General features: G+C 63.6%; 3 protein-coding genes. 2 read left to right on the top strand and 1 reads right to left on the bottom strand.

Annotated features, from left to right (window positions below):
- Positions 1 to 222: 222 nt before the first annotated feature.
- Positions 223 to 1569 (top strand): acetoin dehydrogenase dihydrolipoyllysine-residue acetyltransferase subunit, encoded by a 1347-nt coding sequence (locus Q9295_RS17875; protein WP_306681944.1) that lies wholly within the window; start codon positions 223 to 225, stop codon positions 1567 to 1569.
- Positions 1570 to 1636: 67 nt separating this feature from the next.
- Here Q9295_RS17875 and Q9295_RS17870 read toward each other — a convergent pair whose 3' ends face one another.
- Positions 1637 to 2599, bottom strand: a complete 963-nt coding sequence (locus Q9295_RS17870; RefSeq protein ID WP_306681943.1) for an aminotransferase class IV — start codon at positions 2597 to 2599, stop codon at positions 1637 to 1639.
- Between the two features lie 250 nt (positions 2600 to 2849).
- On the opposite strand from Q9295_RS17870, the gene Q9295_RS17865 reads away from it, so the two are divergent.
- Positions 2850 to 4673, top strand: a 1824-nt coding sequence (locus Q9295_RS17865) for an ABC transporter ATP-binding protein (RefSeq protein ID WP_306681945.1), incomplete at its 3' end; no start/stop codon positions are given.

Genomic DNA, 4673 nt, shown 5'->3' with positions numbered 1-4673 from the left:
ATTGTCGATGTTTTTTCCAAAGAGGCCTGCCTTGAGAAGGCGGGGCCCGAATTGGTCCGCATCGTCGAGACGCTGCGCAGCCGGCTTTCGGGCACGCCCGAAGCCCCCACCCACAGATCCAACGACACATCCAGTCAAAATTGATGCATGCCCCCCCGGGGCCGGGCGGCTTTCAGGCCGCGCCAAATCCGGGGGCCAAACGTTCACTTGAAGGACATCTACATGCCGGTTCCCGTGCTTTACCCCAAGGTCAGTCTCGAGATGTCGAGCGGCAAGATCTCGCGCTGGCTGGTCGCCGAAGGGGCGACGGTTGCCGCAGGCGATGTGATCTTCGAGATCGAGAATGACAAAGCCGCGGTCGAAGTCGAAGCCCCGGCTGCGGGCGTGCTGCGCGGTCTTGTCGCCGAGGGCGTCGAGGTCGAGGTCGGCGAACCCGTGGCGCGGGTTGTGGCCCCGGGCGAGCAAGACATCGCCGCGCCTGCTGCTGCCCCCGCAGCTGCCCCCGTCGCTGCGGCTGCTGCCGCTCCGGCTCCGACCGCCGCTGCAGCACCCGCCGCCGCCCCGGCCCAAAGCCAGCGCCCCGGCCCCAATCCAACGCCGCTGGCCCGCCGCATCGCGCGCGAGAATGGGATCAGCTTGAATGGCGTTGCTGGCAGCGGTCCGCGTGGCCGCGTGCAACGCAGCGATGTGATGGCCGAACTCGCTCGGCTTGCCGAAAGCCCCGCCACCCCCGCCCCGCGCCGTGCCGCTCCGGTCGCCGCTCTGGCAGCCCCGCGCGCCGCGGTCGCACGCCCGGTCTTGGGCGATGAGATGCTGCATGGCGATTGGCTGCGCCGTGGCGATGGCCTGCCGGTCGTGCTCTTGCATGGCTTCAGCGCAGACCTCAACAACTGGCGCGGCATGCTCGCAGGGGCGCGCCCAGAATGGCCCGCCTTCGCGCTCGATCTGCCCTGCCACGGCCGCTCGCCCCGCGTGCTGCCCGCCGATCTCGACGGCATCGCCGAGATGGTCGAAGCCCGCCTGATCGCCGAAGGCATCAACAGCTGCCTCCTCGCCGCCCATTCCTTCGGCGGCGCCGTCGCCGCACGGATTGCCGCCCGCGGCGCGGTCGATGTCCAAGGCCTCTGCCTCTTCTCCCCCGCCGGGCTTTATCCTTCGATCAACGAAGATTTCACCCACGGCATCTTGCGCGCCACCACGGCGGAGAGCCTGCGCCCTTGGCTGCAAGAGCTGGTCCATAACCCCGCCGTCATCACCCCGGTCTTCGAGCAAGCCACCGCCAAAGCCCGCGAAGATGTGGACCTCACCACCGCAATGCAGGATTTCGCGGCACAGTTCTTCGCCGATGGCACGCAATGCTTCTCGATCCGCGCGGATCTCGCCACCCTGCACCAACCGGTGAAGGTGATCTTCGGGCGCGAGGATAAGATCCTGCCCTTCGCCTCGACCAAAGCCCTGCCCGGCCACATCGGCCTGCATGCTTTGGAGCAATGCGGACATATGCCACATATCGAAGAATCGAGCCTGTCGCTGCGGCTCCTCTCCGAACTCTGGCGCAGCGCTCTTTGAGCAAAAGCCCCAGCAAAAGCAAAAGGCGGTGGATCTCTCCACCGCCTTTCTTTTTTGCCCCAACACCTTAGCGGTAGTTGATCGGGATCGTCACCGCCGGGTCGTAATGCGCGTCCCAATATTCCTTCCAGATCGCCTTGCTCAGCGGGCCAACCTGACCATCGCCAATCGGCTTGCCGTCGAGCACCGTCACCGGCATCACACCGCCCGCAGTGGTGACCATCATCACCTCATCCGCCTCATAAGCGGCGCTGACCGGCACATCGCAGATCTCCCAGTCCAGGCCCAGCTTCTCAGCCGCCACCATCACCGATTTGCGCGTGACACCCTCAAGCACACCGCGCTTGGGCGAGACGAGCTTGCCATCCTTGATCAGCACAATGTTGAAGCCCGAGCCTTCCGTCAGCAGCCCATTGCCATCCGTCAGCACCGGATATTGGGCACCGCGTTCGCGCGCTTCCAAAATGCCGCGGGTGAAGTCACCCCATTGCAGGTTCTTCACCGTCGGATCGATCGAGCCGGTCGGCACCCGCACCGTGTCGCGCACGATGGCAATCGAAGCGCCCGTCTTCTGGGTCTCTTCGCCCGACACCCAAAGATAGGGCATCACCATCAAATACATCAGGTTTTGGCACTCTTCCGGCGCATAGGCGCGCAGGTAGCGCAGGCCGCGGGTGCAGATCATCATCACATAAGCGTCGCGGATGCCGCTCATCGCCACCATCTCAACCAGGCGGCTGCGCAGCTCTTCGCGCGAGATCGGGCTGGTCAGCTTCAGCTTCGACATCCCCGTCTCGAACCGATCCAAGTGATCTTCCAGCCGGAAGAAACGTCCGTCCCAAACCGCCGGCACATCATAGGACAGATCGGATTTCAAAAAGCCATTGTCGAGCAAAGGCACCGTCGCTTGATGCAAAGGCACATAGTCGCCGCCGGTCCAAGCAATCCCCGTTGCAAAAGGATTGTCACTTTTCTGAAGCTCGGCAACACGGGCGTGGTAGCCTTCAAAAATATAGTCGGTATAGGACAAAATCGCTCTCCCTGCGCGGCGGCTTTGGGGCCGGTAACTGCTCGTCGGTGCGGACTGTAGCGCTGCGGCTGGACCTCTTGTCAACGCCCCGCCACATTCTTTTCTTGAAAACTGGGAAATAATTTCATTTATGGACATCACCCCTCGAAGGCGTGATTTTATCCCCCGCTTTCGAACAAGTTTGATATTTTGCGGCTTGGATTGCTGGGCAGATGCCCCGGCCCCCAACCCCCCGTAGGGCCTTGAGATGATGACCGAACCTTTGCTTTCCGTCCGCGATCTGTCGGTGTCGTTTCGCTCTGGGGACGCTTGGAAAAGCGTGCTGCGCAACATCTCCTTCGAGATCAACCCGCGTGAGACCCTGGCCGTCGTCGGGGAATCAGGCTCGGGCAAAAGCGTCACCGCGCTTTCGGTGATGGGGCTCCATGCGCCGGGCTCGGTCCAGCAAAGCGGCCAGATCCAATTCGGTGGCCGCAACCTTCTCGACCTGCCCTCGCGTGAGATGCGCAAGATCCGCGGCAATGAGATCGCGATGATCTTCCAAGAGCCGATGACCAGTTTGAACCCGGTGATGACCATCGGCGATCAGCTGATCGAAGCGATCCGGCTGCACCGCGACCTTACCCCCGCCGAAGCCCGGCGCGAGGCCATCGCCGTGATGGACAAAGTCCGCATCCCCTCGGCCGCCACGCGGTTGGGCGATTTCCCGCATAACTATTCCGGCGGCATGCGCCAGCGCGTGATGATCGCCATGGCCTTGGCCTGCGAGCCGAAGCTTCTGATCGCCGATGAGCCGACCACCGCTTTGGACGTGACCATTCAGGCGCAGATCCTGGACCTGATCAAAACCTTGCAGCAAGAAGAGGGCATGGGGGTGATGTTCATCACCCATGACATGGGCGTTGTGGCTGAGGTCGCCGACCGCACCTTGGTGATGTTCCGCGGTGATGCGATGGAATGCGACACCACCGAGCGCATCTTCCGCCAGCCCGGCAACAATTACACCCGCTCGCTTCTGGCCGCCGTGCCGCGCTTGGGCTCGATGACCGGGCGCAAGCTGCCCGCCTTCTTCCCCACCATCGACCCCGACACCGGTCTTGCCGGCCCCGACACCGCGACCGAGGCCCCGCCCGAAGCCAAAGCCCCGATCCTTGAGGTCCGCAACCTCTCGACCCGCTTTGATCTGCGCAAAGGTCTGTTGGGCCGCGTCAGCGCCCGCGTCCATGCCGTCGAGGATGTCTCCTTCACCCTCGCCCCCGGCGAGACCCTGTCTTTGGTCGGCGAATCCGGTTGCGGCAAATCCACCACCGGCCGCTCGATCATGCGTTTGGTGGAGCCCAGTGCCGGGCAGGTTTTGCTCGAAGGCACCGAGCTCACCACCCTCTCGCAGCCGCAACTGCGCGAGCAGCGCCAAAAGCTGCAGATGATCTTCCAAGACCCCTTTGCCAGCCTGAACCCGCGCATCCGCGTCGGCGACTCCATCGCGGAGCCCTTGATCGTCAACGGTCTGGCCGATGCCAAAGCCGCGCGCCGCAAGGCTGAGGAATTGATGGTCGAGGTGGGTCTCTCTGGCGATATGCTCGACCGCTTCCCGCATGAATTCTCCGGCGGTCAGCGCCAGCGCATTTGCATCGCCCGCGCTTTGACCTTGGAGCCGAAGGTCATCGTCGCCGATGAATCCGTCTCGGCTTTGGACGTCTCGGTCAAGGCGCAGGTGGTGAACCTGCTCTTGCGCCTGCAAGAGCGCTTGGGGCTTTCGTATCTCTTCATCAGCCATGATATGGCCGTGGTTGAGCGCGTCAGCCACCGCGTCGCGGTGATGTTCCTCGGCGAGATTGTCGAGATCGGCCCGCGCGATGCGATCTTCGCCAACCCTCAGCACCCCTATACCAAGCGCCTCCTCTCCGCCGTCCCGGTCGCCGATCCCGACCGCCGCCTGCAAGAGCGCAAACTGCCCGAGCTGGAAATCCGCAGCCCCATCCGCAGCACCACCTACACGCGCCCAGAACGCCAATGGCGCGACGTCTCCGACGGCCATAAAGTCATGCAATGGGGCGATGAATGGGCGAAGTTG

Source organism: Pseudogemmobacter lacusdianii, assembly GCF_030848395.1.
In the GTDB taxonomy this organism is placed as follows: domain Bacteria; phylum Pseudomonadota; class Alphaproteobacteria; order Rhodobacterales; family Rhodobacteraceae; genus Pseudogemmobacter; species Pseudogemmobacter lacusdianii.
Note: the sequence above shows the minus strand (reverse complement) of the source record. Positions and strands in the feature narration are given on the sequence as shown.

Bases quoted from the DNA above. Each gene is read 5' to 3' on its own strand.
- Q9295_RS17875 (WP_306681944.1), top strand. From the start codon at position 223: ATGCCGGTTCCCGTGCTTTACCCCAAGGTCAGTCTCGAGATGTCGAGC.